This window comes from Pseudomonas sp. ANT_H4 (assembly GCF_008369295.1).
In the GTDB taxonomy this organism is placed as follows: Bacteria; Pseudomonadota; Gammaproteobacteria; order Pseudomonadales; family Pseudomonadaceae; genus Aquipseudomonas.
In genome coordinates this window covers 79,663-104,507 of sequence record NZ_VOBG01000018.1, presented here as the reverse complement: position 1 = coordinate 104,507, position 24,845 = coordinate 79,663, and the positions used below count along the sequence as shown (strand labels likewise).

Annotated in this window: 21 protein-coding genes and 1 riboswitch; of the genes, 19 read left to right on the top strand and 2 right to left on the bottom strand. The window is 59.3% G+C overall.

Going from position 1 to position 24,845, the window contains the following annotated elements; all coding sequences use genetic code 11:
* A partial coding sequence (nadB, locus tag FQ182_RS21195; protein WP_149413567.1) for an L-aspartate oxidase occupies window positions 1-1,554 on the bottom strand: 1,554 nt, incomplete at its 3' end.
* A gap of 469 nt (window positions 1,555-2,023) precedes the next feature.
* Here nadB and rpoE point away from each other — a divergent pair.
* From rpoE to astE, 17 genes are all read left to right on the top strand, one after another.
* Window positions 2,024-2,605, top strand: a complete 582-nt coding sequence (gene rpoE, locus FQ182_RS21190) for an RNA polymerase sigma factor RpoE (protein ID WP_133099265.1) — start codon at window positions 2,024-2,026, stop codon at window positions 2,603-2,605.
* A gap of 31 nt (window positions 2,606-2,636) precedes the next feature.
* Window positions 2,637-3,224 carry a sigma-E factor negative regulatory protein gene (locus tag FQ182_RS21185; protein ID WP_149413566.1) on the top strand — a complete coding sequence of 196 codons (588 nt, stop codon included), beginning with the start codon at window positions 2,637-2,639 and terminating at the stop codon, window positions 3,222-3,224.
* Window positions 3,225-3,240: 16 nt separating this feature from the next.
* A complete protein-coding gene (locus FQ182_RS21180) occupies window positions 3,241-4,200 on the top strand; it encodes a MucB/RseB C-terminal domain-containing protein (RefSeq protein WP_149413565.1) in 960 nt (319 codons plus the stop codon).
* Window positions 4,201-4,444: 244 nt separating this feature from the next.
* The gene (locus FQ182_RS21175; protein ID WP_149413564.1) at window positions 4,445-5,881 is read left to right on the top strand and encodes a DegQ family serine endoprotease; all 1,437 of its coding nucleotides are present in this window, start codon (window positions 4,445-4,447) and stop codon (window positions 5,879-5,881) included.
* A 614-nt stretch (window positions 5,882-6,495) separates the two neighbouring features.
* Window positions 6,496-7,293, top strand: coding sequence for an ABC transporter substrate-binding protein (locus tag FQ182_RS21170; protein WP_149413563.1), 798 nt, complete (start codon window positions 6,496-6,498; stop codon window positions 7,291-7,293).
* 93 nt (window positions 7,294-7,386) lie between these two features.
* Window positions 7,387-8,076 (top strand): ABC transporter permease, encoded by a 690-nt coding sequence (locus tag FQ182_RS21165; RefSeq protein ID WP_133099260.1) that lies wholly within the window; start codon window positions 7,387-7,389, stop codon window positions 8,074-8,076.
* The gene (locus FQ182_RS21160) at window positions 8,073-8,771 is read left to right on the top strand and encodes an ABC transporter permease (protein WP_133099259.1); all 699 of its coding nucleotides are present in this window, start codon (window positions 8,073-8,075) and stop codon (window positions 8,769-8,771) included. Before FQ182_RS21165 ends, FQ182_RS21160 begins: the two co-directional genes overlap by 4 nt.
* A 1-nt stretch (window position 8,772) precedes the next feature.
* Window positions 8,773-9,885, top strand: coding sequence for a succinylglutamate desuccinylase/aspartoacylase family protein (locus tag FQ182_RS21155; protein ID WP_149413562.1), 1,113 nt, complete (start codon window positions 8,773-8,775; stop codon window positions 9,883-9,885).
* A gap of 27 nt (window positions 9,886-9,912) precedes the next feature.
* Window positions 9,913-10,677 carry an ABC transporter ATP-binding protein gene (locus tag FQ182_RS21150; protein WP_149413561.1) on the top strand — a complete coding sequence of 255 codons (765 nt, stop codon included), beginning with the start codon at window positions 9,913-9,915 and terminating at the stop codon, window positions 10,675-10,677.
* Window positions 10,678-10,794: 117 nt separating this feature from the next.
* Window positions 10,795-11,775, top strand: a complete 981-nt coding sequence (locus tag FQ182_RS21145) for a GlxA family transcriptional regulator (protein ID WP_149413560.1) — start codon at window positions 10,795-10,797, stop codon at window positions 11,773-11,775.
* Between the two features lie 342 nt (window positions 11,776-12,117).
* Entirely contained in the window at window positions 12,118-13,338 is a 1,221-nt protein-coding gene (locus FQ182_RS21140; RefSeq protein WP_149413559.1) for an aspartate aminotransferase family protein, read from the top strand.
* Between the two features lie 159 nt (window positions 13,339-13,497).
* Window positions 13,498-14,517: an arginine/ornithine succinyltransferase subunit alpha gene (gene aruF / locus FQ182_RS21135; RefSeq protein ID WP_149413558.1), complete on the top strand. Its 1,020-nt coding sequence runs from the start codon at window positions 13,498-13,500 to the stop codon at window positions 14,515-14,517.
* Between the two features lie 60 nt (window positions 14,518-14,577).
* The gene (gene astA / locus FQ182_RS21130; RefSeq protein WP_149413557.1) at window positions 14,578-15,603 is read left to right on the top strand and encodes an arginine N-succinyltransferase; all 1,026 of its coding nucleotides are present in this window, start codon (window positions 14,578-14,580) and stop codon (window positions 15,601-15,603) included.
* On the top strand, window positions 15,600-17,069 hold the full coding sequence (gene astD / locus FQ182_RS21125; protein WP_178114499.1) for a succinylglutamate-semialdehyde dehydrogenase: 1,470 nt from the start codon (window positions 15,600-15,602) through the stop codon (window positions 17,067-17,069). Before astA ends, astD begins: the two co-directional genes overlap by 4 nt.
* 45 nt (window positions 17,070-17,114) lie before the next feature.
* Window positions 17,115-18,461, top strand: a complete 1,347-nt coding sequence (gene astB / locus FQ182_RS21120) for an N-succinylarginine dihydrolase (protein ID WP_149413555.1) — start codon at window positions 17,115-17,117, stop codon at window positions 18,459-18,461.
* A 43-nt stretch (window positions 18,462-18,504) separates the two neighbouring features.
* Complete coding sequence (locus tag FQ182_RS21115; protein ID WP_149413569.1) at window positions 18,505-18,789, top strand: topoisomerase II; 285 nt, start codon at window positions 18,505-18,507, stop codon at window positions 18,787-18,789.
* 12 nt (window positions 18,790-18,801) lie between these two features.
* On the top strand, window positions 18,802-19,806 hold the full coding sequence (astE, locus tag FQ182_RS21110) for a succinylglutamate desuccinylase (RefSeq protein ID WP_149413554.1): 1,005 nt from the start codon (window positions 18,802-18,804) through the stop codon (window positions 19,804-19,806).
* Window positions 19,807-19,984: 178 nt separating this feature from the next.
* Here astE and FQ182_RS21105 read toward each other — a convergent pair whose 3' ends face one another.
* Window positions 19,985-20,494 (bottom strand): 6,7-dimethyl-8-ribityllumazine synthase, encoded by a 510-nt coding sequence (locus tag FQ182_RS21105; RefSeq protein ID WP_149413553.1) that lies wholly within the window; start codon window positions 20,492-20,494, stop codon window positions 19,985-19,987.
* Between the two features lie 116 nt (window positions 20,495-20,610).
* Window positions 20,611-20,780: riboswitch (FMN riboswitch) on the bottom strand.
* Between the two features lie 239 nt (window positions 20,781-21,019).
* On the opposite strand from FQ182_RS21105, the gene ltaE reads away from it, so the two are divergent.
* A complete protein-coding gene (gene ltaE, locus FQ182_RS21100; RefSeq protein ID WP_149413552.1) occupies window positions 21,020-22,045 on the top strand; it encodes a low-specificity L-threonine aldolase in 1,026 nt (341 codons plus the stop codon).
* Window positions 22,046-22,170: 125 nt separating this feature from the next.
* Window positions 22,171-24,789, top strand: coding sequence for an alanine--tRNA ligase (gene alaS / locus FQ182_RS21095; protein WP_149413551.1), 2,619 nt, complete (start codon window positions 22,171-22,173; stop codon window positions 24,787-24,789).
* Window positions 24,790-24,845: the final 56 nt, after the last annotated feature.

The window sequence follows — 24,845 nt, the reverse complement described above, 5'->3', positions numbered from 1 at the left end:
GTCCAGCGTGTAGTGCAGGCCCCGAGATTCCTTACGTTCCATGGCAGACCTGATCATCAGTTCCGCTACCTGGGCAAGGTTCCTCAGTTCAATCAGGTCTCTGCTTACTCGGTAGTTGCTGTAGAACTCGTCGATCTCATCCAGCAACAATCGCACCCGATGCTGCGCCCGCTGCAGGCGCTTGTTGGTGCGCACGATACCCACGTAGTCCCACATGAAGCGCCGCAACTCGTCCCAGTTGTGAGCGATGATCACGTCTTCGTCGGAATCGGTGACCTGGCTGGCGTCCCAGCGGGGCAGGGCGGCCGGCACCGGGATGCGCGGCAACTGTTCGAGGATGTCGGCGGCGGCGGAGCGTGCGTAGACAAAACATTCCAGCAGCGAGTTGCTGGCCATGCGGTTGGCGCCGTGCAGGCCGGTGAAGCTGGTTTCGCCGATGGCGTACAGGCCGGGTACGTCGGTGCGGCCCTGTTGGTCGACCATGACGCCGCCACAGGTGTAGTGCGCGGCTGGGACCACCGGGATCGGGCCTTTGGTGATGTCGATGTTGAATTGCAGGCAGCGCTCGTAGACCGTCGGGAAGTGGGTCTTGATGAAGTCTTCGGGCTTGTGGCTGATGTCCAGGTAGACGCAGTCGATGCCCAGGCGCTTCATTTCGTGGTCGATGGCGCGGGCCACGATATCCCGGGGCGCCAGTTCGGCTCGAGGGTCGAAGCGCTGCATGAAACGTTCGCCGTTGGGCAGTTTCAGGTGCGCGCCCTCGCCCCGCAGGGCTTCGGTGATCAGGAAACTCTTGGCTTGTGGGTGATACAGGCAGGTGGGGTGGAACTGGTTGAACTCCAGGTTCGCTACCCGGCAGCCCGAACGCCAGGCCATGGCAATGCCATCACCGCAGGCGCCATCAGGGTTACTGGTATAGAGGTAGACCTTGGCCGCACCGCCCGAGGCCAGGATGGTGAAGCGAGCGCCGTAGGTATCGACTTCGCCGCTGCCACGGTTGAGCACGTAGGCGCCGAGACAGCGTTCGCCGGGCAGGCCCAGGCGTTTCTCAGTGATCAGGTCGACGGCGACCCGTTGCTCCAGCAGTTCGATATTCGGTCGTTGCCGGGCCTGGGCGAGCAAGGTCTTGAAAATAGCGGCGCCGGTGGCATCGGCAGCGTGGATGATGCGCCGATGGCTGTGGCCGCCTTCGCGGGTCAGGTGAAACTCGAAGCCGCCGTCTTCAGTGCCGGATTGTTCATCGCGGGTGAACGGCACTCCCTGGTCGATCAGCCACTGGATGGCTTCGCGACTGTGCTCGACGGTGAAGCGCACTGCGTCTTCGTTGCACAGACCGCCGCCGGCGTTAAGAGTGTCTTCGACATGGGATTGCACCGTATCGGTGTCATCCAGCACCGCGGCGACACCTCCCTGGGCCCAGAACGTCGAGCCGTTGGCCAGGTCGCCCTTGCTCAGTACGGCTATGCGCAGATGGCGCGGCAGGGTCAGTGCAAGGCTCAAGCCTGCGGCGCCGCTGCCAATCACCAGGACATCGTGTTGAAACTGTTGGCTCATTTGAAGGATTCCGCAAAAAGCGATCCGAAGGGTTGGCGCAAACAGGACGCCTGGATCGGCGAATCAAAGGGTCACACGGCCCACTAGTATATAGAGGGGGGGATCGGCACAATAGCCGGGCATTCGTGGCATTGTGAGATTACGGTCAACGAAGTGCACGGCTTTCACAAGCCTGCGGGTATTGGTGTGGGAACTTTTTGCATAAGCCCCGACTCAATAGCAGGTTGCCCGAAAGCTGGGAAGCGTTGGAATTATTGATCGGCCTCTAACATGAGGCGCGTCAGAAATCCGGCGACAAGATTATTCGCGCAGCCGGCGTTGCCCGCGCTGCGTTTTTCGTGTGTGCCAAATCAGTGCGCGCCGGAAACTTGCTTGGAGGGGGAGAACTTTTGCGAAAAGTCCGAGTCTATGTTTGCAAGCCTGAACGTTCAGTTATGCAAGTCTCCTCCAAGTACAACGAGGAGTGTTCATGCTAACCCAGGAAGAGGATCAGCAGCTGGTCGAGCGCGTTCAACGCGGCGACAAGCGAGCATTTGATCTGCTAGTGCTGAAATACCAGCATAAAATTCTCGGGTTGATCGTGCGGTTTGTGCACGACACCCATGAAGCGCAGGACGTAGCGCAGGAAGCCTTTATCAAGGCATATCGTGCACTCGGTAATTTTCGCGGTGATAGTGCGTTTTACACGTGGCTTTACCGCATCGCCATTAACACGGCGAAGAACCATCTGGTTTCTCGCGGTCGCCGCCCGCCAGATAGTGATGTGAGTTCGGAAGATGCAGAATTTTACGATGGTGATCACGGCCTCAAGGATCTCGAGTCGCCGGAGCGTGCATTGCTGCGCGACGAGATCGAAGGAACCGTCCATCGCACGATTCAGCAACTGCCAGAAGATTTACGTACGGCATTAACTTTACGTGAATTCGATGGTCTGAGTTACGAAGACATTGCGAGCGTCATGCAGTGTCCGGTGGGGACCGTACGCTCCCGGATCTTCCGGGCTCGGGAAGCCATCGATAAAGCCCTGCAGCCGTTGTTGCAGGAAAACTGAGACAGCGGCGACAGCCAAGAGAGGAACCGCCATGAGTCGTGATGCCCTGCAGGAATCGCTGTCCGCAGTGATGGATAACGAAGCGGATGAACTGGAACTTCGTCGAGTGCTTAACGCATTTGATGACGCCGAAACCCGTGATACCTGGTCTCGTTACCAAGTCGCTCGGGCGGTGATGCACAAGGATCTACTAATCCCTCGTCTGGATATTGCTGCGGCCGTTTCTGCTGCGCTGGCTGATGAAGCCGTTCCGGCAAAAGCTGTTCGCGGTCCTTGGCGTAGCCTGGGTCGTCTGGCAGTTGCTGCTTCGGTGACTGTGGCCGTATTGGCCGGTGTGCGCCTGTACAACCAGGACGAGATTGCTGGTGCCGAGTTGGCCCAACAAACCCAGCAACCGATCATGGCCGGTCCGCAGGTCAAGGGTCCAGCCGTACTGGCCGGCTACAAGGAAAGCTCCGACGCTACTGGCCCAATGGCCAACGGCGTGCTTCAGGGGCAGTCCGGCTGGCAGGATCAGCGTCTTCCAGGCTACCTGCGCCAACATGCACAGGAATCGGCCTTGAAAGGCACTGAAAGTGCACTGCCATACGCTCGCGCTGCAAGCCTGGAAAACCGCTAAACCGTTAAGGAGCCTTATGCGCGCCATACCGCTCCTTGCGCTTTTGCTCAGTGGCTGGTCTGCAGTACCCGCCCATGCCGAGGAAGCCCAAGATTGGCTGACTCGTCTTGGGCGTGCCGAGCAGCAGCAAAGCTTCCAAGGCACCTTCATCTACGAGCGTAACGGTAGTTTTTCTACCCATGACATCTGGCATCGTGTCCAGAATGGTCAGGTTCGCGAGCGGCTGTTGCAGCTTGACGGCTCCGCCCAGGAAGTTGTTCGTGTCGATGGGCGTACGCAGTGCGTCAGCGGCACTCTGGTTGCCGGTCTCGGTGATTCTTCGGGCTCTCCTGCCCGCGCTCTTGACCCCCCAAAACTCAAAGCTTTCTACGACCTTGCCGTTATTGGCAAGTCGCGCGTGGCTGGCCGTAATGCGGTGATCGTGACGCTGACGCCTCGTGACCCGTACCGGTATGGCTTCGAGTTGCATCTGGATCGTGAAACCGCGTTGCCATTGAAGTCATTGTTGCTTAATGACAAGGGGCAGTTGCTGGAGCGATTCCAATTCACTCAGTTGAACACCTCAGATGTGCCCGGTGAGCGCCAATTGCAGCCCAGTAATGACTGCAAGCCCGTAGTGCTAGCGAGTAATAATACACCGCAAGACGGGGGCGCTCAGGCTTGGCATCTGGATTGGCTGCCGCCGGGCTTCCAGTTAAGTCGCAGCAGCGTCCGCAAAGACGCGCAGACCCACGTTGTGGTCAACAGTCTGATGTACGAGGACGGGCTCGCACGCTTTTCGGTGTTTCTTGAGCCGCTTGATGACGCAACTGTGAACGAGACCCGTGTGCAGTTAGGGCCGACGGTGGCGGTGTCGCGACGTTTGGATACGCCCGAAGGCCAGATGATGGCGACGGTTGTTGGCGAAATTCCGATTGGTACCGCTGAAAGGATTGCGTTGTCGGTTCGCAGTGGCGCGACACCCTCCAAGCAATGAGCTGTTAATACTATGTTCATCCTGACGTTTCACTGTTGTGCAGGAGCCGGTCGATGCCTGCCTTGCGGTTGAGAACATGAAATGTCTGGACAGTATTTTCACTTGCAAAATCCTACTATGTTTTTTATAGGTCAGAGTTTCTCGGCTCTGGCCTTGTTTTGTTCGCGGAACAAAAATACCGGTGGCAGTCTCCGGCGTTTATTGAACCCTGTCGCTCAACCCTGCTCGTCGTAACGGGAGCTGTATGTCGATACCACGTTTGAAGTCTTACCTATCCATAGTCGCCACGGTGCTGGTGCTGGGTCAGGCCGTTACCGCGCAAGCGGCCGAGCTGCCTGACTTCACCCAACTGGTGGAGCAGGCGTCGCCTGCCGTTGTGAATATCAGCACCACCCAGAAGCTACCGGACCGCAAAGTATCCAACCAGCAGATGCCAGACCTTGAAGGTCTGCCACCGATGTTGCGGGAGTTTTTCGAGCGTGGCATGCCCCAGCCACGGTCACCCCGTGGCGGCGGTGGCGGTCAGCGCGAAGCTCAATCGCTGGGTTCGGGCTTCATCATTTCGCCCGATGGCTACATTCTCACTAACAATCATGTGATCGCTGATGCCGACGAAATTCTCGTGCGCCTGGCTGATCGCAGTGAGCTCAAGGCCAAGCTTGTCGGCACTGATCCACGTTCCGACGTGGCTTTGCTGAAGATTGAAGGCAAGGACCTGCCGGTCCTGAAGCTGGGCAAATCCCAGGACTTGAAAGCAGGGCAATGGGTGGTCGCCATCGGTTCGCCGTTTGGCTTCGACCACACCGTGACCCAGGGCATCATCAGCGCCATCGGTCGCAGCCTGCCGAACGAAAACTACGTGCCGTTCATCCAGACCGACGTGCCGATCAACCCGGGCAACTCCGGCGGTCCGTTGTTCAACCTAGCGGGCGAAGTGGTGGGTATCAACTCGCAGATATACACCCGTTCCGGTGGTTTCATGGGCGTGTCGTTCGCGATTCCAATCGATGTGGCCATGGACGTTTCCAACCAGTTGAAAGACGGTGGCAAGGTCAGTCGTGGCTGGTTGGGCGTGGTGATTCAGGAAGTGAACAAGGACCTGGCTGAGTCCTTCGGCCTGGACAAGCCGGCCGGTGCCTTGGTCGCGCAGATCCAGGATGACGGACCGGCTGCCAAAGGTGGCCTGCAAGTGGGTGACGTGATTCTGAGCATGAACGGTCAGCCGATCGTAATGTCTGCTGACTTGCCGCACCTGGTAGGTGCGCTCAAGGCCGGTAGCAAGGCCAAGCTGGAAGTGATTCGCGAAGGCAAGCGCCAGAACGTCGAGCTGACCGTAGGTGCCATCCCGGAAGAAGGCCAGGCGCTTGATGCCCTAGGCAGCAAGTCCGGCGCCGAACGGAGTAGCAATCGCCTGGGCATTGCCGTGGTCGAGCTGACCGAAGAGCAGAAAAAAAGCTTCGACTTGAAAAGCGGTGTGGTCATCAAGGAGGTTCAGGACGGCCCTGCGGCGTTGATCGGCCTGCAGCCGGGGGATGTCATTACTCACCTGAACAATCAGGCGATCAACTCCACCAAGGAGTTCACCGACATCGCCAAGGCATTGCCGAAGAATCGTTCGGTGTCGATGCGCGTCCTGCGTCAGGGTCGTGCCAGTTTCATTACCTTCAAACTGGCTGAGTAAACCAGCCCAGTAAAAAGCCCTGCTCTCGATGCAAGAGAGCGGGGCTTTTTATTGGGTGGAGGAGAGGGCTAGGGTGAGGGGCCGACCATCAGCAACACCGCTAAAGCCAGTTCTGCAATGACTGTCTGACAGACCACTCCAGCCGCGAGGTAAATAAATATCGGTTTTCATGGTGGGAGGTTTCTGAATGTTACCCAGCCACCTAAATGTGTAACCCGCTGCCCAAACATGAGGCAAAGTGCTACGCCAGCACCCCTTAAACGCCCATTTTAGATACGCCCGAAAATAAGATTAAACGCCAGACTTGCCGGACTAGAAGGGTTTGCGAATAATGGGCCTGTAACTTGCAGTGATAACAGGTTTAATATCTTTAGCTCCTGCATAAAATCAAGGGGCTGTCAATGCGCTGGAACCGCTTTCTCGGTGCTTCTGTAAGTTGTTGTCGCATTGAGGAAATATCGGCTTCCGCCCTGTCGTTAGAATGCCGATCACTCGCTCGCCGTCGCTGCTGTTGAATTTGCGTAGGACGAAGCGCCGCTATTCGGTTTCACTCAGTTGCATCGTGGGCCATGGCTCATACTGCTGTTTTTGCCCTATACCGATGGAGTCCCAAGATGAAGAAACTCGTGCTGTTGGGCGCCCTGGCGCTGTCCGTCCTGTCGATGCAGGCCTTCGCCGCCGATGAAAAACCCCTGAAGATTGGTATCGAAGCGGCTTACCCTCCGTTTGCCTCGAAAGCACCGGACGGCAGCATCGTTGGTTTTGACTACGACATCGGCAACGCCCTGTGCGAAGAGATGAAGGTCAAGTGCACGTGGGTCGAGCAAGAGTTCGACGGCCTGATCCCAGCGCTTAAAGTGCGCAAGATCGACGCGATCCTATCGTCCATGTCCATCACTGATGACCGCAAGAAGTCTGTGGACTTCACTAACCGCTACTACCTGACCCCAGCGCGTCTGGCGTTGAAGGAAGGTACCGTTGTCAGCGACAGCCTGGATGAGTTGAAAGGCAAGAAAATCGGCGTGCAGCGCGGTTCGATCCACGACCGTTTCGCCAAGGAAGTCTTGGCACCTAAAGGCGCCACCGTGGTTCCTTACAGCTCGCAGAACGAAATCTACCTGGACGTGGAAGCTGGTCGCCTTGACGGTACCGTGGCAGACGCCACCCTGTTGCAGGAAGGTTTCCTTGATACGCCAGCCGGTAAAGGTTATGCGTTTGTCGGCCCATCCTTCACCGACGTCAAATACTTCGGCGACGGCGTAGGCATTGCAGTACGCAAAGGCGACAAGGCCAATCTGGACCGGATCAATGCTGCCATTGACGCGATCCGCGCCAACGGCAAATACAAGCTTATCCAGGACAAGTACTTCAACTTCGATATTTACGGCGCTGACACAAAAGCGGCCAACTAACTTATCGCAGCGGTCTGTCTGAAATGGCGCAAGCAACAGGGTCTCTGAAGTTTGCGCCATTTTTTCATCCCCCCCTTTTCGAGGACCTGAATCATGTTGAAAGGCTACGGGGCTGTCATCCTCGATGGCGCATGGTTGACGCTTCAGCTCGCCTTGTCGTCCATGGCCCTGGCCATTGTTCTGGGTTTGATCGGGGTCGCGTTACGCCTGTCGCCGGTGCGTTGGTTGGCCTGGCTGGGCGATTTGTATTCGACGGTGATCCGTGGGATTCCCGACCTGGTGCTGATCCTGCTGATTTTCTACGGCGGTCAGGACCTGTTGAACCGCGTCGCGCCGCTGCTGGGCTACGACGACTATATTGACTTGAACCCCTTGGTCGCCGGTATTGGCACCCTGGGTTTCATCTTTGGCGCCTACCTCTCGGAGACTTTCCGTGGCGCCTTTATGGCAATCCCCAAGGGCCAGGCCGAAGCCGGTCTCGCCTACGGCATGAGCAGTTTTCAGGTGTTTTTCCGGGTGATGGTGCCGCAGATGATTCGTCTGGCGATCCCCGGTTTCACCAACAACTGGCTGGTACTGACCAAGGCCACCGCGCTGATTTCCGTGGTGGGCCTGCAAGACATGATGTTCAAGGCCAAGCAGGCGGCCGATGCCACCCGCGAACCTTTTACCTTCTTCCTCGCAGTGGCGGCGATGTACCTGGTGATCACCAGCGTCTCGTTGCTGGCCCTGCGTTATCTTGAGAAGCGCTACTCGGTAGGCGTAAGGGCGGCTGATCTATGATCTTCGACTACAACGTCATCTGGGAGGCTATGCCGCTGTACCTCGGCGGTTTGCTGACCACCCTGAAATTGCTGGCCATCTCGCTGTTCTTCGGTTTGCTCGCTGCCTTGCCCCTGGGCCTGATGCGCGTGTCCAAGCAGCCGATTATCAATGGCGTCGCCTGGCTCTATACCTATGTGATCCGCGGCACGCCGATGCTGGTGCAGCTGTTCTTGATCTACTACGGTCTGGCCCAGTTTGAAGCTGTGCGCGAAAGTTTCCTCTGGCCGTTGCTGTCCAGTGCGACCTTCTGCGCCTGCCTGGCCTTTGCCATCAACACCAGCGCCTACACCGCCGAGATCATCGCCGGCAGCCTCAAGTCCACGCCCAATGGCGAGATCGAAGCGGCCAAGGCCATGGGCATGTCGCGTTACAAACTGTATCGCCGCATCTTGTTGCCGTCGGCCTTGCGCCGGGCGCTGCCGCAGTACAGCAACGAAGTAATCATGATGCTGCAGACCACCAGCCTGGCCTCCATCGTCACGTTGATCGATATCACCGGTGCCGCGCGCACGGTGAACGCCCAGTATTACTTGCCGTTTGAAGCCTACATTACCGCTGGTGTGTTCTATCTGTGCCTGACCTTCATCCTGGTGCGCCTGTTCAAGTTGGCCGAGCGCCGCTGGCTCAGCTACCTGGCTCCACGGAAGCATTGATATGGAACGTATCGATCATCTGTTGCCCTGGGGTCACCTGGGTTGTGAACGCCAACTGACGGTGTTCCGTTTCGGCAGCGGCGAGCGCAAGGCCTACATCCAGGCCAGCCTGCACGCCGATGAATTGCCCGGCATGCGTACCGCCTGGGAGCTGAAAAAGCGCCTGACCGAACTGGAACAACAAGGCGCCCTTAACGGGGTGATTGAGTTGGTTCCAGTGGCTAACCCGATGGGGTTGGGCCAGTTGCTGCAGGGCGGTCATCAGGGGCGTTTCGAGGCGGGCACCGGCAAGAATTTCAACCGTGATTTCGTCGAGTTGAGTGAGTCGGTCGGGCGGTTGCTGGAAGGTCGTCTGGGTGATGACCCTCACGCGAATGTCCGGCTGATCCGCCAGGCCATGACCGATGTGCTCAACGCTTTGCCGCCGGCTGCCAGCCAGTTACAGGGCATGCAGCGGCTGCTGCTCAGTCATGCCTGCACCGCCGATGTGGTCCTCGACCTGCATTGCGATTGCGAAGCTGCGTTGCACATGTACGCGCTGCCGCAGCATTGGCCGCAGTGGCGTTCGTTGTCGGCGCATTTGAATGTGAAGGTCGGATTGCTGGCGGAAGACTCCGGTGGCAACTCCTTTGACGAAGCCTGCTCGGTGCCGTGGTTGCGTTTATCCCGGCAGTTCCCCGAGGCGCAGATTCCCCTGGCGTGCATGTCCACGACCCTGGAGCTGGGCGGCCAGTCCGACACCGGTCGAGACGAGGCGATCTTCCATGCTGAAGGCATCCTCGCGTTTCTCGCCGAGCAAGGCTTGATCAAAGGTGACTGGCCAGCGCCGCAGCACGAACCGTGTGAAGGCATGCCGTTTGAAGGCACCGAAATGCTCTTCGCGCCCCACGCTGGCGTTATCAGCTTCCTGCTTGCGCCGGGTACTTGGGTGGAGGCGGGCGAGCCGCTGTTTGAAGTGATTGACCCCTTGTCCGATCAGGTCAGCATTGTTTGCGCTGGCACGTCCGGAGTGCTGTTTGCCGTTGAACGGCTACGTTATGCCCAAGCAGGTTTTTGGCTGGCCAAGGTGGCGGGGCGCGAAGCGCTGCGTCATGGGCCCTTGCTGAACGACTGACCCACTGTTTTTGTGAGAACCGATCGCATGTACAAACTTGAAGTCCAAGACCTGCATAAACGCTATGGCAGTCATGAAGTGCTCAAAGGTGTGTCCCTGGCCGCCTCGGCAGGTGATGTGATCAGCATCATCGGTTCCAGTGGCTCGGGTAAAAGTACCTTTTTGCGCTGCATCAACCTGCTGGAGCAACCCCACGCTGGCCGGATTCTGCTTAACAACGAAGAGCTCAAGCTGGTGGCCAATAAGGACGGCGCGATGAAGGCCGCGGACCCCAAGCAGCTGCAACGCATGCGTTCGCGACTGTCGATGGTGTTCCAGCACTTCAACCTGTGGTCCCACATGACGGCGATGGAAAACGTCATGGAGGCGCCGGTCCACGTTCTCGGCATGTCGAAAAAAGAAGCTAGGGAAAAGGCTGAGCATTACCTGGCCAAGGTTGGCGTGAGCCATCGCAAGGATGCTTTCCCCGGCCATATGTCCGGCGGCGAGCAGCAACGCGTGGCGATTGCCCGTGCCCTGGCGATGGAACCCGAAGTGATGCTATTCGACGAACCCACCTCGGCCCTCGACCCTGAATTGGTAGGCGAAGTGCTCAAGGTGATGAAGGACCTGGCCCAGGAAGGTCGGACCATGGTGGTGGTGACCCACGAAATGGGCTTTGCCCGCGAAGTCTCCAACCAGTTGGTGTTCTTGCACAAAGGTATCGTCGAAGAACGTGGCGACCCGCGCGAAGTGCTGGTCAATCCGCAATCGGAGCGTCTGCAACAGTTTCTTTCCGGCAGCTTGAAGTAATCAAGACTGCCGTTGTGCACCCATTTAGGGCATGCTTCGCGCTTCGCGCCACATGCACTATGTTGGTGGTTGCCGCTTTCGGCCTTTAACACTGTTTTTCGTTTCGGATAGCACTCCATGACCGCCCATCGCATTGGTTTCCTGATTTGGCCCAGCACAAAAGCCCTGACGCTTGCGCTGGCTGAGGAGGCCTTGCGCGTTGCTCAGCGGGTGCATCCGGACGTGGTTTACGAGCTGTCGTTCTTGCAGGCCGAACCGCCGGTCGACGGCGCTTGGCAATTGCCGGGTGAGCCTTGGGCCGGCAAGCTGGAAGGCTTTCAAAAGCTGTTCCTGCTGGCCGATGAGCCGCCGATCGTTATCGCTTCACCGCTGAGTAGCGCCCTCAAGCAACTGGTTCGCGCCGGGTGTGTGATTGGTGGCTTGTCAGCGGGCGTCTATCCGTTGGCCCAGCTTGGTCTTCTTGATGGTTATCGCGCCGCCGTGCATTGGCGCTGGCAGGACGATTTTGCCGAACGTTTCCCCAAGGTTATCGCCACCAGCCATCTGTTTGACTGGGACCGTGATCGCCTGACCGCCTGTGGTGGCATGTCGGTACTCGATCTGTTGTTGGCGGTATTGGCCCGTGACCACGGCGCCGAACTGGCCGGTGCCGTCTCGGAAGAACTGGTGGTGGAGCGCATCCGCGAAGGCGGCGAGCGCCAACGTATCCCTCTGCAAAACCGCCTGGGTTCCAGCCATCCAAAGCTGACCCAGGCAGTGTTGTTGATGGAGGCTAACATCGAAGAGCCGCTGACCACCGACGAAATCGCCCAGCACGTATGCGTGTCGCGACGACAGTTGGAACGGATCTTCAAGCAATATCTCAACCGCGTCCCCAGCCAGTATTACCTGGAGCTGCGCCTGAACAAGGCCCGGCAAATGTTGATGCAAACCAGCAAGTCGATCATCCAGATCGGCTTGTCCTGCGGCTTCTCCTCGGGGCCGCACTTCTCCAGCGCCTACCGCAACTTCTTTGGCGCCACCCCTCGCGAAGACCGAAACCATCGGCGCAGTAGCAGCCCGTTCGAGTTGTCGTCGGTACCGTCCGAACGCGGTTGATCACTCTTCCATTGGCTCCTGTTTGCTGGTAGTGGGCGCGCAACAGCTCAAGGCTTTGTGCTGGCAGCGGATTGCCGCTCACGTTGGAGTCGTCATTGAGTGGCTATTTCCAGCAACTCGCGGGGCAGGGGCTCAATATCGTTGTTGCTGCCCACAAGGCCCACACACGGTTTAAACTGCGCCATTGCGACGCTATTTGTCGCATTGGCGTAAACCCGTGTAAATCGCGGGTTGGCGCTATAAGAAGTTGTCGCTTGGCGGCAAGGCCGCGCTGAAAACTGTCCTTACAATCCCTGCATCGCCCGCCAGTTTCAGGCAGGCGTTCCTCTTCAGGAGACTCCGATGTCCGTTGAGCAAGCCCCGGTGCAACGTGCCGATTTCGATCAGGTCATGGTTCCCAACTACGCACCTGCCGCTTTTATCCCCGTGCGTGGCGCAGGTTCCCGTGTGTGGGACCAGGCGGGCCGAGAGCTGATCGACTTTGCCGGCGGCATCGCGGTCAACGTATTGGGCCATGCCCACCCGGCGCTGGTCGGTGCATTGACCGAACAGGCCAACAAGCTGTGGCACGTGTCCAACGTCTTCACTAATGAGCCGGCCCTGCGCCTGGCCCGCAAGCTGATCGACGCCACCTTTGCCGAGCGTGTGTTCTTCTGCAACTCCGGCGCCGAAGCCAACGAGGCCGCCTTCAAGCTAGCCCGTCGCGTAGCGTTCGACCGTTTCGGTACCGAAAAATACGAAATCATCGCTGCCCTGAACAGCTTTCACGGTCGTACCCTGTTCACCGTTAACGTTGGCGGCCAGTCGAAGTATTCCGACGGCTTCGGTCCGAAAATCATCGGTATCACCCACGTTCCATTCAACGATCTGGAGGCCCTGAAAGCCGCCATTTCGGACAAGACCTGCGCCGTGGTGCTGGAGCCGATCCAGGGCGAAGGCGGCGTATTGCCGGCTGAACTGGCTTACCTGCAAGGCGCCCGCGACCTGTGTGACGCCAACAACGCGTTGCTGGTGTTCGACGAAGTGCAGACTGGCATGGGCCGCAGCGGCGAGCTGTTCGCCTACCAGCATTACGGCGTGACCCCGGACATCCTTACCAGCGCCAAGAGCCTGGGCGGCGGCTTCCCGATCGCAGCCATGCTGACTCGCGAAGACTTGGCCAAGCACCTGGTGGTTGGCACCCACGGCACCACTTACGGCGGTAACCCACTGGCGTGCGCAGTGGCGGAAGCAGTGATCGACGTGATCAATACTCCTGAAGTGCTGGCCGGTGTTAACGCCAAGCACGACTTGTTCGTTTCCCGCCTGGAGAAGATCGGCCAGCAATACGGCATCTTCACCCAAGTGCGCGGCCTGGGCCTGTTGCTCGGTTGTGTGCTGAGCGATGCCTGGAAAGGCCGTGCCAAGGACATCTTCAATGCCGCCGAGCGTGAAGGCCTGATGATTCTGCAAGCCGGTCCCGACGTGGTGCGCTTCGCCCCGAGCCTGGTGGTGGAAGATGCCGATATCCAGGAAGGCCTGGACCGTTTCGAACGTGCTGTGAAAAACCTGACGCAAGCCTGATTCATCCCCTGTAGGAGCGAGCTTGCTCGCGATGGTCGTTAACGATAACGCGGGGTACCTGATGCCCTGTGGTGTTTTTGAGACCGTCGCGAGCAAGCTCGCTCCTACAGAGGTTTTGAGCCCCCTATTTTGTATTTTCTGGAATTAAGGAGTGACACCATGCTGGTGATGCGCCCCGCGCAAATGGCTGATCTGGGCGAGGTACAGCGTCTGGCTGCGGACAGCCCGATTGGTGTCACCTCCTTGCCGGATGATGTCGAACGCCTGAGCGACAAGATCGCCGCAAGCGAAGCGTCCTTCGCTGCCGAAGTCAGTTTCAACGGCGAGGAAAGCTACTTCTTCGTCCTCGAAGACACCGTCGCCGGCAAGCTGGTGGGCTGCTCCGCCATCGTCGCCTCGGCCGGCTACTCGGAACCGTTCTACAGTTTTCGCAATGAAACCTTCGTTCACGCCTCCCGCGAGCTGAAGATTCACAACAAGATCCATGTGCTATCGCAGTGTCACGACCTGACTGGCAACAGCCTGTTGACCAGTTTCTACGTGGTGCCAGAATTGGTGGGTTCGGCCTGGTCGGAACTCAATTCCCGTGGTCGCCTATTGTTCGTCGCCAGCCATCCCGAACGGTTCGCCGATTCGGTGGTGACCGAAATTGTCGGCTATAGCGATGAGAACGGTGAATCGCCGTTCTGGGATGCCATCGGTCGCAATTTCTTCGGCCTCAACTACGCCACCGCCGAGCGCCTGTGCGGGCTGAAAAGCCGCACCTTCCTCGCCGAACTGATGCCGCACTATCCGATCTACGTACCGCTGCTGCCGGACGAAGCCCAGGAAGCCATGGGCCAGGTGCACCCACGGGCGCAGGTCACCTTCGACATCTTGATGCGCGAAGGTTTTGAAACCGATCACTACATCGACATCTTCGACGGCGGGCCGACCCTGCATGCGCGCGTCTCGGGCATTCGCTCGATTGCCCAGAGCCGCGTGGTGCCGGTGAAGATCGGTGAGATGGTCAAGGGTGTTGGCCGCCAGTACCTAGTCAGCAATGCGCAGTTGCAGGATTACCGCGCAGTGTTGCTGGAACTGGACTACGCGCCAGGTAAGCCAGTGACCCTGGACCTGGAAACGGCCGAGGCCCTGGGTGTCGGCGAAGGTGCCAGCGTGCGCCTGGTTGCGGTTTAAAGTCTTACAGCAGCGAGTTTCGCGGGTGGCTGGAATCAGCGGCCCGTTTGAGGAGATAGCATGATCGTTCGTCCCGTACGCAGCAGCGATTTACCGGCCCTGATTGATCTGGCGCGCAGCACCGGCACCGGCCTCACCACTTTGCCGGCCAACGAAGAGCGCCTGGCCCATCGGGTCGGCTGGGCTGAAAAGACCTTTCGCGGCGAAGCCGGGCGCGGTGATGCCGACTACCTGTTCGTTCTCGAAAACGACGAAGGCCAGGTGGTGGGGATTTCCGCCATCGCTGGTGCCGTTGGCCTGCGTGAGCCTTGGTACAACTTCCGTGTAGGCCTGACCGTCAGCGCTTCCCAGGAATTGAACATCTACCGCGAGATTCCGACGCTGTTCCTGGCCAACGACCTGACCGGCAACTCCGAGTTGTGCTCGCTGTTCCTCCAGGCCGATTACCGCACCGGCCTTAACGGTCGCATGTTGGCCAAGGCGCGGATGCTGTTTATCGCCGAATTCCCGCAACTGTTTGGCAACAAGATCATCGCCGAGATGCGCGGCATGTCCGACGAAGCTGGGCGTTCGCCGTTCTGGGAAAGCCTGGGCAGGCACTTCTTCAAGATGGAATTCAGCCAGGCCGATTACCTGACGGGCGTGGGCAATAAGGCGTTTATCGCTGAGTTGATGCCCAAGTTCCCGGTGTATACCTGCTTCCTCTCCGAGGACGCGCGCAACGTGATCGGCAAGGTTCACACCGACACCGAGCCTGCGCTGAGCATGCTCAAGAGCGAAGGTTTCAGCTATCAGGGCTACGTCGATATCTTCGATGCAGGTCCTGCCGTGGAATGTGAAACCAGCAAGATCCGTGCGGTGCGAGACAGCGAGGCACTGGTGCTGGCCATCGGTACGCCGGGTGACGACGCCACGCCGTTTCTGATCCATAACCGTAAACGTGAAGAGTGCCGCATCACCGCTGCACCGGCACGGCTGGCGGCGGGCACCCTGGTGGTCGATCCAAAGACCGCCAAGCGTCTGCAACTGACGGCCGGTGATCAAGTGCGTGCCGTACCGTTGTCTGCTGCCCGGGAGCTGAAATAATGAATTCGCTATACATCGCTGGTGTTTGGCTGGCCGGTCAGGGTGAGCGCTTTGAGTCGCTGAACCCGGTGACCCAGCAAGTGCTATGGGCTGGCAATGGCGCCACCGCCGAGCAGGTCGAGTCCGCCGTGCAGGCCGCGCGCCAGGCGTTCCCTGCATGGGCCAAGCGATCCCTGGAAGAGCGCCTCGGCGTGCTCGAAGCCTTCGCCGCAAGCCTGAAAAATCGTGCCGACGAGCTCGCCCGCTGCATCGGTGAGGAAACCGGCAAGCCGCTGTGGGAATCGGCGACGGAAGTCACCAGTATGGTCAACAAAATCGCGATCTCGGTGCAGAGTTACCGTGAGCGTACCGGCGAGAAGAGCGGCCCATTGGGCGATGCCACTGCTGTGTTGCGCCACAAGCCCCACGGTGTGGTGGCGGTGTTTGGCCCTTACAACTTCCCCGGTCACCTGCCTAACGGTCATATCGTGCCAGCCTTGCTGGCGGGCAATACCGTGCTGTTCAAACCCAGCGAACTGACGCCGAAAGTCGCCGAACTGACGGTGCAGTGCTGGATTGAGGCTGGCCTACCGGCTGGCGTCTTGAACCTGCTGCAAGGCGCGCGGGAAACCGGGATCGCCCTGGCGGCCAATCCGGGCATCGACGGTTTGTTCTTCACCGGTTCCAGCCGTACCGGTAATCACCTGCACCAGCAATTCTCCGGGCGCCCGGACAAGATCCTCGCCCTGGAGATGGGCGGCAACAACCCGCTGGTGGTGGATGAAGTGGCTGACGTGGATGCGGCGGTCTATACCATCATCCAGTCGGCGTTTATCTCTGCCGGCCAGCGTTGCACCTGTGCCCGTCGCCTGTTGGTGCCGCAAGGTGCCTGGGGCGATGCGTTGCTGGCGCGCCTGGTGTCGGTAAGCGCGACCATCGAAGTCGGTGCGTTCGACCAGCAGCCGGCGCCTTTCATGGGTTCGGTGATTTCCCTGGGCGCGGCCAAGGCCTTGATGGACGCTCAGGAACTGTTGCTGGCTAATGGCGCAGTGGCACTGTTGGAAATGACTCAGCCAGAGAGTCAGGCCGCATTACTGACGCCGGGCATTATTGATGTCACGCAAGTGGCCGAGCGTGCTGACGAAGAACTGTTCGGCCCGCTGTTGCAGGTAATCCGCTACGCTGATTTCGAAGCGGCGATTGTCGAGGCCAACAACACCCAATATGGGTTGGCGGCAGGTTTGCTGTCGGATTCCGAAGCGCGCTACCAGCAGTTCTGGCTGGAAAGCCGTGCCGGGATCGTCAACTGGAATAAACAACTGACCGGCGCTGCGAGTAGCGCGCCGTTTGGTGGGGTAGGGGCGTCGGGCAACCATCGCGCCAGTGCGTATTACGCGGCGGATTACTGCGCGTACCCGGTGGCCTCGCTTGAGACCCCGAGCCTGGTGTTACCGGCCACGCTGACGCCCGGTGTGCGGTTGTCGTAATTGCTATTGATGCCTATAAAAACAGATGTTCGTGGAGCCTCGCCGATGAAATCCTATGAAGTCAATTTTGACGGTCTAGTGGGGCCGACCCATAACTACGGCGGTTTGTCCTACGGCAACGTCGCGTCCCAGAGCAATAGCCAGCAGTCTTCCAACCCCAAGGAAGCGGCGCTGCAAGGCCTGGCGAAAATGAAAGCGCTGATGGAGATGGGTTTTGTCCAAGGCGTACTGGCCCCTCAGGAGCGCCCTGATGTGGCCGCCTTGCGCAACCTCGGTTTTGCTGGCACCGACGCGCAAGTGATCCAGCAAGCGGCCAAGCAAGCCATGCCATTGTTGGTGGCAAGCTGTTCGGCATCGAGCATGTGGGTGGCCAACGCCGCAACCGTCAGCCCAAGTGCCGACACCGCCGACGGCCGCGTGCATTTCACCGCTGCCAACCTTAACTGCAAATACCACCGCAGCATCGAACACCCGACCACCAGCCGAGTGCTGGGGGCAATGTTTGCTGACCAGAAGCACTTTGCCCACCACGCCGCGTTGCCGGCCGTGGCGCAGTTCGCAGACGAAGGCGCGGCCAACCACACTCGTTTCTGTCGTGACTATGGCCAGGCCGGCGTGGAGTTTTTTGTGTTCGGCCGCAGTGCCTTCGACACCCGCTACCTGGCGCCGCAAAAGTACCCGGCGCGCCAGACCCTGGAAGCCTCCCAGGCGGTCGCCCGCTTGCACGGCCTGCGGGATGACGGCGTGGTCTTCGCCCAGCAGAACCCGGCGGTGATTGATGCAGGGGTGTTCCACAATGACGTGATCGCGGTGGGTAACGGCGAGGTGCTGTTCTATCACGAGGATGCGTTCCTCAATACTGAACAGATGCTCGCGGAGTTGCACGGCAAGCTCGGCAAATGTGGCGGCAACTTCCAGTCCATTTGCGTGCCCCGCGCCCAGGTCAGCGTCGAAGACGCGGTGCGTTCCTACCTGTTCAATAGCCAGTTGCTGACTCGAGCTGACGGCTCGATGCTGCTGATCGTTCCGGAAGAATGCCGCAGCAACGAACGTGTCTGGCAGTATCTGCAAGGCCTGATCAGCTCCGGTGGCCTGGTCCGCGAAGTGAAAGTCTTCGACCTCAAGCAGAGCATGCAGAACGGCGGTGGCCCGGCGTGTCTGCGTTTGCGGGTGGCCTTGAATGAAACCGAACTGGCGGCGGTCAACCCAGGGGTTATCATGACGGCGCCGTTGTACGACACCCTGACCCAGTGGGTCGACAAGCACTATCGCGATGCCTTGCGGGAAACCGACCTGGCTGATCCGCAATTGCTGCTTGAGTGCCGCACGGCATTGGACGAACTGACGCAAATCCTTAAACTGGGCTCGGTTTATCCTTTCCAGATCAATTAAGACTCCAGATGAGAACGAAGCCATGAGCGACAAAAGCGACAACCTGAACGACACCCTCAAGCTGATCCTTGAAGACACCGACGGCACTCAACTGGAAACTTCCTGCACCCGCGTCGCCGTAATCTGGCAGGGCAAGGAAGTCTGGATTCAGCACGACGGCCGTGGCCAACTGCTGATCGGCGTTGACGTGGAAGAAGGCGATACTGAATACGCCAACCTGCTGATGCGCCCACTGGCCACCAACCTGATGAGCCTGCAACTGGAAATGGAACCAGCCGACGCCGGCGACGACGAAGACCACGTCCACGGTCCTGGCTGCAACCACTAAGGAAGCCGCTCTATGCTCGCCCTCGGCAAACTGCTTGAACTGACCCTCGCCGGACGTGAACCGGCTTCGATTACTCAAACGACTGTCGACGGCGTGCGATTGCGCTGGCTCAGTGAGGGCGCGCTGGAAGTTCGGCCGCCCGAAGGCCGGGACAATGGCAGCGATGTGTTGCTGTCATCCGGCATCCACGGCAACGAAACTGCACCGATCGAATTGCTCGACCGGTTGCTGAACGACATTGCCCGGGGTGACTTGAAGCCACGGGCGCGAATTTTGTTCCTGTTCGGCAACCCCGAAGCCATGCGTCGGGGTGAGCGTTACCTCGAACAAGACGTCAACCGGCTGTTCAACGGTCGTCACGAACACAGCAGCGGGCCCGAAGCCCTGCGCGCAGGCGAGCTGGAGCAACTGGCTAGAAACTTCTTCAGCCAGCCCGGACGCAGCCGGCTGCATTACGACCTGCACACCGCCATTCGTGGGTCGAAGATTGAACAGTTCGCCCTGTACCCGTGGAAAGACGGCCGTCAGCATTCGCGCCGCGAACTGGCGCGGCTGCGTGCCGCCGGCATGCAGGCGGTGCTATTGCAGAACAAGGCGTCGATCACCTTTACAGCCTTTACCTACGAGCAGTTGGGCGCCGAGTCTTTCACTCTGGAACTGGGCAAGGCTCGGCCGTTCGGACAGAACCAGGGCGTGGACGTGTCTCGCCTGGAAGTCCGCCTCAAGCAGATCATCGAAGGCAATGAACCGACCACCGAGAGCCTGGACGGCCTGCAATTGTTCAGTGTCGCCCGGGAAATCATCAAGCACAGCGATGCCTTCATCCTGCACCTGCCGGCGGATGTAGAAAACTTCTCGGAACTGGAAAAGGGCTACCTGCTGGCCGAGGACATCGCCAAGACGCGCTGGGTGATCGAGGAGGAGGGCGCACGGATCATCTTCCCCAACCCGAAGGTGAAGAATGGCTTGCGGGCAGGGATATTGATTGTGCCGACGACGGATGCCGGTCTGGCATAAAAAACTCGGTTTTTACACCGGGTTTTTTGTTGCACCTTGGCGTAGCAGTTGTCGAGCTTTAGCGAGGCTACGTTGGCCCCGCCACAGCCACCAAGTCAGGCTCCAAAACCGAGCCGCTCTCGACACAGCCTAGCTAAAGCTCGATAGCTGCTACGGAAGTCATCGCAATCGGATCCGCTTAAACCGCCACAGCCCGTGGTTCATTGCGACGCAACAAACGAATCTTGTGCAGCGTATCCGCGCAGGTCTTCGCCGCTTCCTGGCCCTTGTGCACAAAGTGCTCCAAGAAGAAGGTGTGGTGTTCAACACCCGAGTGGAAGTGGTGCGGGGTCAGGGACACCGAGAACACCGGCACTTCGGTTTCCAGCTGAACCTGCATCAGGCCGCTGACCACTGATTGTGCGACGAACTCGTGACGATAGATCCCGCCGTCCACCACCAGGGCAGCCGCGACAATGCCGGCATAACGGCCGGACTTGGCCAGTAGCTTGGCGTGCAGGGGCATTTCAAAGGCGCCGCCAACTTCGTAGAAGTCGATGTCTGATTCCTGGTAGCCCTGGGCGATCATTTCGGCGAGGAAACCTTTACGGCTCTGATCGACAATATCCTTGTGCCAGCAGGCCTGGATAAACGCGACACGCTCGCCGTGGTGGTTTTTGCTTTTGCTGTCAATTGCAGTGGGTTGCATGTTCTGACTCCTGTTTATGAAAAAAACAGGGCGTTATGAATCGAATGGGATTTAAGGGTACGGACAAAATGAGCATGCAAGGCATGGACGTTCTGCGCACGGCCCTTAGGCGCCAATCCCGTTCTCTCTTCATCCGGACTATGACCGTCGGCCCCGGGATCACACCGGGTCTGCTGACCTTGTCGCCGTCCTGCCTAGGCAGTTCGAGGCGCCAAGCGCTCGCGGGCTATACGCATTACGCGTAATTACCGCCGGTGGGGAGTTACACCCCGCCCTGAGAACGTTGCCACCAGAACGCTGGTGGCGGTGAGTTTTTACCATATATTTCTGGAAACTGCATGGCTCCATTTTCGATATTCACTATTGGCTTTTTTGCTTGGTATTGAACGGAAAGCTGGGGCTGTCTGGCATTTTTCATGACCCGTTAGCTTGATATTCACTCTCCATGCCCGCAGTAACCTGTAATCAAAAAACAAATTCCAACCCGTTAGCCGGGACTTTTGTCCCTTCGCCGAGGCTTGTTTCATGACCGTGATTGACCTGCGCAGCGACACCGTGACCCAACCGACCCCAGGCATGCTCGACGCGATGGCTACCGCTGTCAGCGGTGATGATGTCTACGGTGAAGATCCCACCGTCAATCGCCTGGAAGCCGAACTGGCCAAGCGCCTGGGGTTTGCCGCCGCGTTGTTCGTACCCACCGGCACCATGAGCAACCTGCTGGCGTTGATGGCCCATTGTGAGCGGGGCGAGGAATATATCGTCGGCCAGCAGGCCCACACCTACAAATACGAAGGTGGCGGTGCGGCGGTGTTGGGTTCGATCCAGCCCCAGCCGCTGGAAGTCCAGGCCGATGGCTCGCTGGACCTGGATCAGGTGTTGGCGGCGATCAAGCCAGATGACTTCCACTTCGCGCGTACCCGGCTGTTGGCGTTGGAAAATACGATGCAGGGCAAGGTATTGCCGATGGAATACCTGGCTGCTGCGCGGGCGTTTACTCGCGAGCATGACCTGGCCTTGCACCTGGACGGCGCGAGGATCTACAACGCGGCGGTCAAGCTGGGTGTCGATGCGCGAGAGATCGCCCAGTATTTCGATTCAGTATCGGTGTGCCTGTCCAAGGGCCTCGGCGCGCCGATTGGCTCTGTGTTGTGTGGTTCGACTGCGCTGATCGCCAAGGCCCGCCGTTTGCGAAAAATGGTCGGTGGCGGCATGCGTCAGGCAGGTTCGTTGGCGGCGGCGGGGTTATATGCCCTCGAGCATCAAGTCCAGCGCCTGGCCGAAGACCATGCCAACGCCCAATGGCTGGCGGATGGGTTGCGCCAGGCCGGGTACGAGGTAGAGCCAGTACAGACCAATATGGTCTACGTGCAGGTGGGTAGCCTGGCCGAGGAGTTGAAGGCCTTTGCCGCGACGCGCGGTATCAAGTTGAGCGCCGCCCCGCGCCTGCGTATGGTTACGCACCTGGACGTCAGTCGGGCGCAGATCGAGCAGGTGGTCGCGACATTTGCCGAGTTTTCCCGGAAACGACAGTGCAGACCGTCTAATTGACTGTTTCTATCACATAAACACGCTGTACCACGGGCCAAGGGCCGATATAATGCGGCCCTTTGCCGTCGCTCCGTCTGATGACGTTTAGCACTGGCCTTTGGCCGCAGCCTCCGTGGAAGAACCTAATGAAAAGCGCAGAAATCCGTGAAGCCTTCCTTCGCTTCTTCGAAGAGCAAGGTCACACCCGTGTTGCCTCCAGCTCTTTGATCCCAGGCAATGACCCCACCCTGCTGTTCACTAACGCGGGGATGAACCAGTTCAAGGACTGCTTCCTAGGCCAGGAAAAGCGCGCCTACACCCGCGCCACCAGCAGCCAGAAGTGCGTACGCGCCGGCGGCAAGAACAGTGACCTGGAGAACGTTGGTTACACCGCTCGCCATCACACTTTTTTCGAGATGCTGGGTAACTTCAGCTTCGGCGACTATTTCAAGCGTGATGCCATTACCTTTGCCTGGACCTTCCTGACCGGCGTGCTGAAGCTGCCCAAGGAAAAGCTCTGGGTCACTGTCTACGCCTCCGATGACGAAGCCTACGAGATCTGGACCCAGCAAATCGGTGTGCCGGCCGAGCGCATGATTCGCATCGGCGACAACAAGGGCGCGCCTTACGCCTCCGACAACTTCTGGACCATGGGTGATACCGGCCCATGCGGTCCTTGCACCGAGATTTTCTACGATCACGGCGCCGACATCTGGGGCGGCCCACCCGGCTCGCCGCAAGAAGATGGCGACCGTTACATCGAAATCTGGAACAACGTGTTCATGCAGTTCAACCGCACCGCCGATGGCGTGTTGCATCCGCTGCCAGCTCCGTCGGTCGACACCGGCATGGGCCTGGAGCGGATCAGTGCGGTGATGCAGCACGTTCACTCCAACTACGAAATCGACCTGTTTACCAACCTGCTGAGCGCTTCGGCCGCGGCCATTGGCTGCGCCAACGACAGCCAGTCTTCGCTCAAGGTTGTGTCTGACCACATCCGTTCTTGCGGCTTCCTGATCGCCGACGGTGTGCTGCCGTCGAACGAAGGTCGCGGCTATGTACTGCGCCGGATCATCCGTCGCGCCTGCCGTCACGGTAACAAGCTGGGCGCCAGCGGTAGCTTCTTCTACAAGATCGTTGCCGCGCTGGTGGCCGAGATGGGCGAAGCCTTCCCGGAACTCAAGCAGCAGCAAGCCAACATCGAGCGTGTGCTCATGGCTGAAGAAGAGCAGTTCTCCAAGACCCTGGAGCACGGCCTGAAGATCCTGGAGCAGGATCTGGCTGAGCTCAAAGGCACCGTGGTGCCGGGCGACGTGGTGTTCAAGCTCTACGATACCTACGGTTTCCCGATGGACCTGACCGCCGACATTGCCCGCGAGCGCGAGCTGACCGTCGATGAAGCCGGTTTTGAGCGGGAGATGGAAGCCCAGCGCGTGCGCGCCCGTTCCGCCAGTTCCTTTGGCCTGGACTACAACACCTTGGTCAAGGTTGACGTGGCCACCGAATTCACCGGTTACACCGCCACCCGCGGCTCGGCCAAAGTGATTGCTCTCTATAAAGAAGGGCAGTCGGTCGACATCCTGAACGAAGGCGACGAAGGTGTGGTGGTCCTGGACCAGACGCCGTTCTACGCCGAGTCCGGTGGTCAGATTGGCGACTGCGGTTTCCTCAAGGCGTCGTCCGGTCGTTTTGACGTGCGCGACACCACCAAGACCGGCGGCGCGTTCCTGCACCACGGCGTGTTGGCCTCGGGCAACCTGACCGTCGGCGCGCCGGTGGAGACTCAGGTCGATGCTGACGTGCGTCACGCCACCTCGCTGAACCACTCGGCCACTCACTTGCTGCACGCGGCCTTGCGCCAAGTGCTGGGCGAGCATGTACAGCAGAAAGGCTCGTTGGTCGACAGCCAGCGCCTGCGTTTTGACTTTAGCCACTTTGAAGCGATCAAGCCTGAGCAGCTCAGGACGCTGGAAGATATCGTCAACGCCGAAGTGCGCAAGAACACCCCGGTTGAAACCGAAGAAACCGACATTGAGACCGCCAAGGCCAAAGGCGCCATGGCGCTGTTCGGCGAGAAGTACGGCGACAACGTGCGCGTGCTGAGCATGGGCGGCAGCTTCTCGGTGGAGCTGTGCGGCGGTATCCACGCCAAGCGCACCGGCGACATTGGCCTGCTGAAAATCATCAGCGAAGGCGGTGTGGCGTCCGGCGTGCGTCGTATTGAGGCGGTCACTGGTGCTGCGGCCCTGGCTTACCTCAATGCTGGCGAAGAACAACTCAAGGAAGCGGCCAGCCTGGTCAAGGGCAGTCGCGACAACCTGATCGACAAGCTCTCTGCAGTGCTGGAGCGCAACCGTCTGCTGGAGAAACAGCTGGAGCAGTTGCAGGCCAAGGCCGCCAGTGCGGCGGGCGACGACCTGTCGGCTTCTGCCCTGGACGTCAAAGGCGTGAAAGTCCTGGCCGTGCGCCTGGACGGTCAGGACGGCAAGGCGCTGTTGGCGCTGGTGGATCAGTTGAAGAACAAGCTCGGTCGCGCAGTGATCCTGCTCGGCAGTGTCCATGAGGAAAAGGTCGTTCTGGTTGCCGGTGTAACCAAAGACCTGACTGGCCAACTCAAGGCCGGTGATTTGATGAAACAAGCCGCTGCGGCAGTGGGCGGGAAGGGCGGTGGTCGCCCTGACATGGCGCAAGGCGGCGGTATCGACGCTGGTGCTTTGGACGCGGCCCTTGCCCTGACCGTACCGTTTGTCGAAGCGGGTATCTAAGACGCTGCCTGGGTATGTGGTCTAGTCACCTGCCCGGGCAGCGCAGTTTGATTGAT